The sequence below is a fragment of the bacterium genome (assembly GCA_030654305.1).
Classification (GTDB): domain Bacteria; phylum Krumholzibacteriota; class Krumholzibacteriia; order LZORAL124-64-63; family LZORAL124-64-63; genus PNOJ01.
In genome coordinates, this window is the sequence record JAURXS010000114.1 from 1 (window position 1) to 5,456 (window position 5,456).

General features: G+C 69.0%; 6 protein-coding genes. 5 read left to right on the plus strand and 1 reads right to left on the minus strand.

What is annotated here, in order from left to right; all coding sequences use genetic code 11:
* Window positions 1-932, minus strand: a 932-nt coding sequence (locus tag Q7W29_03115) for a 3-dehydroquinate synthase family protein (protein ID MDO9170800.1), incomplete at its 3' end; no start/stop codon positions are given.
* Between the two features lie 410 nt (window positions 933-1,342).
* Here Q7W29_03115 and Q7W29_03120 point away from each other — a divergent pair.
* The 5 genes from Q7W29_03120 to Q7W29_03140 all read left to right on the plus strand — a co-directional run bounded on the left by Q7W29_03120 (window position 1,343) and on the right by Q7W29_03140 (window position 5,409).
* Window positions 1,343-1,924: a 2-oxoacid:acceptor oxidoreductase family protein gene (locus Q7W29_03120; GenBank protein ID MDO9170801.1), complete on the plus strand. Its 582-nt coding sequence runs from the start codon at window positions 1,343-1,345 to the stop codon at window positions 1,922-1,924.
* The gene (locus Q7W29_03125) at window positions 1,921-2,229 is read left to right on the plus strand and encodes a 4Fe-4S binding protein (protein MDO9170802.1); all 309 of its coding nucleotides are present in this window, start codon (window positions 1,921-1,923) and stop codon (window positions 2,227-2,229) included. Before Q7W29_03120 ends, Q7W29_03125 begins: the two co-directional genes overlap by 4 nt.
* A gap of 19 nt (window positions 2,230-2,248) precedes the next feature.
* A complete protein-coding gene (gene porA / locus Q7W29_03130) occupies window positions 2,249-3,436 on the plus strand; it encodes a pyruvate ferredoxin oxidoreductase (protein MDO9170803.1) in 1,188 nt (395 codons plus the stop codon).
* Between the two features lie 13 nt (window positions 3,437-3,449).
* A complete protein-coding gene (locus Q7W29_03135) occupies window positions 3,450-4,391 on the plus strand; it encodes a thiamine pyrophosphate-dependent enzyme (GenBank protein ID MDO9170804.1) in 942 nt (313 codons plus the stop codon).
* Window positions 4,392-4,536: 145 nt separating this feature from the next.
* The gene (locus Q7W29_03140; protein MDO9170805.1) at window positions 4,537-5,409 is read left to right on the plus strand and encodes a hypothetical protein; all 873 of its coding nucleotides are present in this window, start codon (window positions 4,537-4,539) and stop codon (window positions 5,407-5,409) included.
* Window positions 5,410-5,456: the final 47 nt, after the last annotated feature.

Sequence of the window (5,456 nt, forward strand, 5' to 3'; positions counted from 1 at the left end):
GCCGCCAGCAGCGCCACGATGCGGTCGGCGTCCCGCCGCGGGCAGGTCCCGCGCGCCGCGGCCAGACGCGCGGCCGCGGCCAGGCCCAGCGCCACGGCCTCGCCGTGCGCCAAACCCAGCTGCAGTTCCAGCGCGTGGCCGAGCGTGTGCCCGAGGTTCAGCGCCCGCCGCGGTCCGGCCTCGCGGAAGTCGAGCGCGACCAGGCGGCCCTTCACCCGCACCGCGCCGTCGATCCACGCGGTCCAGGGCAGGTCCGCGATCCCGGGCACCGGCCGGTCCGCGCGGCCGCCGGCCAGCAGGCCCGCGAGGTCGGGAGCCCGCGCCTCGAGGTCGCGGAACAGGGGCGCGGCGGCGATGACCGCGGCCTTGACTGTCTCGGCCAGGCCGCAGCGCCAGTCGCGGCGCGTCAGCGTGCCGAGCAGGTCCGTCTCGACCAGCACGTCCGTGGCGGGATGGAAGGCGCCGACGGGGTTCTTCAACGCCCCCAGGTCGACGGCGGTCTTGCCCCCGAGCCCGGCGTCCACCGCGGCCAGCAGCGTCGTGGGCGCGGCGACGAAGCCCACGCCGCGTTGCCAGGTCGCCGCCGCGAAACCGGCGAGGTCCAGCACCGCGCCCCCGCCCACCCCGACGACCGCGCCGTCGCGCGGCAGCCGTCGCGCGGCCAGCCACTCCCAGACACGCTCGAGGTTCGCCACCGTCTTGGCGGACTCGCCGCCGGCCACGACCAGCCGGGGCAGGGGAGCCCCTTCCCCGTCCCGCAACACCGCCGCCAGCCGTTCCGCGTGCAGCCGCGCCACCGCCCGGTCCACGACCGCCACGGCCGGCCGCCCCCCCAGCCGCTCCGCCAGCGAAGCCAACCCCGTCGGCGCGCACCGGTAGTCGGTCGTCACGCCCCCGAGGCGGTACCGCCTGTGCAACTCGCTGTCGCGCAACGAAAAACCTCCGCATTGCGGGTACCGCGTCCGATACGAGCGTCAGGATACCAGATCGCCACGGTTCTGGCCTGAAGATTGTCCCTAGCCGAACGCCTTGATGCTGTTCGACTTGGACATGCAGGGACCGCGTTGACAGGGGTGTCCGGAGGCCTCCTGCGCCAGGAGGGCGCAGGAGGCCGCAGGTCAAGCGCGTCGGGCACACGAGGTGCCCGGCGTGCGTCCCCTGTCAACGCGGTCCCTGCATGTCCAAGTCGCATCAAATCAAGCGTTAGCGCAGGGACAATCTTCGAGCCAGAAGCAATTCATTTGACCCCTGTCCGGCAGGCACTACCTTTGTTAACGGAACGATACAGCGGGGACCCGGCCGGCCCCCGCGGCCAGATTCGGTGCAAGGAGTGTGATGGATCATGGCAGCAGCGACCACTGAGATCCGCTGGCACGGCCGCGGCGGACAGGGGGCCAAGACGGCGGCGATCTTCCTGGCCGAGGCCGTCCTCGACCAGGGCAAGCACAGCCAGGGCTTCCCCGAGTACGGCCCCGAACGGCGAGGCGCCCCCGTGCGCGGGTTCACCCGCATCTCCGACGCCCCGATCCGCCTGCACTGCAGCATCGCCGAGCCCGACTACGTGATCGTGCTCGACCCCACGCTGCTGGACTCCAAGGCCGCGGGCGTGCCCGACGGCGCCAGCGACGACACGGTCTTCCTGATCAACACCGTCGAGACCCCCGCCAACATCCGCAAGCGGCTCGGCATCAAGGGCGGCAAGGTCCACACCGTGGACGCCTCGCTCATCGCCCAGGAATGCTTCGGGCGGCCGATCCCCAACATGCCGATGATCGGCGCGCTGGCCGCGGTGGCCGACGTGATCACCCTGGAGAACCTCGTCGCCTCGCTGGTGGTGCGCTTCAAGAAGAAGTTCAGCCAGGCCGTCATCGACGGGAACGTCACCGCCGTGGAAAGGGCCTACAAGGAGTTGGTGTCCGAATGAGCCTCATCCCGACTTCCAGCCTGAACGAGGGCGGCATCATCACCGAGGCCGGCAACGCCGCCGCCTTCAAGACGGGCGACTGGCGCTCGAACGTGCCGCAGTGGGTCCCCGAGAACTGCATCCACTGCATGTTCTGCTGGATCTACTGCCCGGATTCGGCCGTGGCCATCGACAGCACCGGCGAGAAGACCGTCATGACGGGCTTCGTCTTCGAGCACTGCAAGGGTTGCGGGATCTGTGCGCAGCACTGCCCGCCCGCCGCCAAGGGGAAAGCGGCCATCGTCATGGTCCGCGACGAGAAGTAGCCACGGAAAGGAGTGTCCCATGAAGCAGATCTACGTCGGGCTGACCGGGAACGAGGCCGTGGCGACCGCCTTCAAGCAGGCTCGTCCCCACGTGGCCCCCGCGTTCCCGATCACGCCCCAGACCGAGATGATGCACAAGTTCGCCGACTTCGTCGCCGACGGGGTCGTCGACACCGAGATGATCCTGGTCGAGAGCGAGCACTCGGCCATGAGCGCGGCCATCGGCTCGGCCGCCACCGGCGCCCGCACCTTCACCGCCACCAGTTCGGCCGGCTTCGCCCTGATGTGGGAGGTCGTCTACATCGCCGCCTCGCTGCGGCTGCCGATCTGCATGCCGGTGGTCAACCGCGCGCTGTCCGGCAACATCAACATCCACAACGACCACTCCGACGCCATGGGCGGCCGCGACGCCGGCTGGATCCAGCTGTGGTGCGAGAACACCCAGGAGGCCTACGACCACGCCCTGATGTGCTGGCGCATCGCCGAGCACAAGGACGTGCGCCTGCCGGTGATGATCAACTACGACGGCTTCATCATCAGCCACACGGCCGAGTCGCTGCACATCCTGCCGGACGAGGACGCCTGGAAATTCATCGGGCCCAAGGATCTCAAGACCGGCTACTCGCTGCTGGACATGGACCACCCGATCACGGTCGGGCCGCTGGACCTCACCGACTACTACTTCGAGCACAAGGTCTCGCAGATCGAGGCGCTCAAGCGGGCGCCCAAGTACATCGCCGAGGTCTACAAGGAGTTCGGCCAGCTCACCGGCCGCCACTACTCGTTCTTCGAGGAGTACCGCACCGACGACGCCGACCTGGTCATCGTGGCGCTCGGCTCGACGGCCGGCACGGCCAAGGACGTCATCGACGCCCAGCGCGAGAAGGGCGTGAAGGTCGGCCTGCTGAAGATCCACATGTTCCGCCCCTTCCCGGCGGTGGAGCTGGCCAAGGCCCTGTCGAAGGCCAAGGTGGTCGGGGTCATGGACAAGTCCGCCAGCTTCGGCGGCTGGGGCGGCCCGCTCTTCAACGAGATCCGCTCGGCCCTCTACGACCTGCCGGCCCGGCCGAAGATCCACAACTGGATCTACGGGCTCGGCGGCCGCGACACCGACACCAAGCAGATCGTCTCGCTGATCGAGCAGCTGCAGGCGATCGCCAAGGGCCGCGAGGCCGAAACCGTCAACCTGCTGGGCGTCCGGCTGTAAAGGAGGGACCGTCATGGCTGTTGTGAACCTGCAGACGCTTTCCAAGAACGAGGACCTCCTCACCGGCGGGCACCGCGCCTGCGCCGGCTGCACGGGCTCGAACATCCTGCGCCAGATCATGCTGACCGCGGGCCGCGACACGGTCGTGGGCGGCGCCACGGGCTGCATGGAGGTCGTCACCACGATCTTCCCCTACACCGCCTGGAAGACGCCGTTCATCCACTCCGCCTTCGAGAACTGCGCGGCCACGGTCTCGGGCGCCGAGACCGCCTACCGCGCCCTGAAGAAGCGGGGCGAGCTGCCCGTGCCGCGCGAACAGATCAACTTCATCGCCTTCGGCGGCGACGGCGGGACCTACGACATCGGCCTGCAGTCGCTGTCCGGGGCCATGGAGCGCGGCCACAACATGCTGTACGTCTGCTACGACAACGAGGCGTACATGAACACGGGCATCCAGCGCTCGGGCGCCACGCCGTTCGGCGCGCACACCTCCACCGCGCCCGCGGGCAAGGTGAAGCAGGGGAAGGACCGCCACCGCAAGGACCTCACGAAGATCATGGTGGCGCACAACATCCCCTACGTCGCGCAGACGACGCCCTTCCACTGGAAGGACCTGCAGATGAAGGTGCGCAAGGCCCTGGACGTCGAAGGGCCGGCCTTCCTCAACATCCTGATGCCGTGCACCGTGGGCTGGGGCTTCGACCCGGCGCTGGGCATGGAGCTGGCGAAGATGGCGACCGAATGCAATTTCTGGCCGCTGTTCGAGGTCGAGAACGGCGAGTACAAGCTGACGTACAAGCCGAAGGCCGACCGCACGCCCATCGAGGAGTGGCTCAAGACCCAGGTGCGCTTCAAGCACCTGTTCAAGCCGGGCAACGAGGGCCTCATCGTGGAGATCCAGCGCTGGGTCGACGACGAGCAGCGCAAGCTCCTGAAGCTCTGCGGCGAAGCCTGAGCCGCCGGCCTCCGCAGCGCGAAGCCCCCGTCTCGGCCGAGACGGGGGCTTCTTCGCGCCGGCGACCGCACTTTCCGGTGGCGGCGCGGGGCCGGAGGCGTCACCATGCGCGTGACCGGCACCACCATCAACCGGACGGTGAACCATGACGCGTCCCCGGGCCACGCTCCTCGCAGTCCTGCTCTTCGCCGCGACCGCCGCCGCCGCCCCGAACGATTTCGGCGGCACCCCGGCGGCGGGGGACGCGCCGCGGGACGAAGTGCTGCTCACCGACGGCACCCTGCTGACGGGCCGGATCCTGGAGGAGTTCGCCGACCGGATCGTCTTCGAGACCGACGCGCTGGGCCGGATGGAGATCGCGCGGACGAACATCGTCCGCCTGGCGCGCGGCGTCGAACGAAAGGGGGCGCTGGCCGACCCGGACTACAACTCCCTGATGTTCTGCCCCACGCCGGCCACCTTGGCCAAGGGGGACAGCTACTTCCGCGACTTCGAGCTCTTCTTCCTGAACTACGGCACCTCGCTCTCCGACGCCTTCAACCTGAGCGTCGGCACCCTGTTCCCCGTCTCGTCCGAGGTCCTGATGATCTCCCTGGGCGGCAAGCTGCGCCTGACCGACCGCGAGACGCAACCGGTCGGTTTGGCGCTCACGGGCAGCTACACGCTGCTGGAGGATATCATGTTCGGGGCGGTGGGGGTGGTGGCGGGCGTCGGGGACCGGCGCCGGAGCCTGAACCTCGCGGTCAACCGGACCTTCGACGACGACGGCGACAGCGAACTCGCCTTCATCCTCGGCGGCGACTTCCAGAGTTCGCGACGCGGCAAGCTCTTCATCGAGTACATGAGTTCCGCGTCGCTGCTCGCGGACGAGGAGGACGACCTCGAGGGCTTCATCAACCTCGGCGTGCGCCTGTTCGGCGACAGCCACTCGTTTTCCCTGAGCGGATTCCGGCCGTTGACCGGCGACGGCGGCAGCTTCGTCGCGTTCCCGATGCTCATGTACAGCAACCACTGGTAGGGGGCCGCCCCGGCGGCGGCCTAGAGTCCGAGGTACCAGGTCCAGGC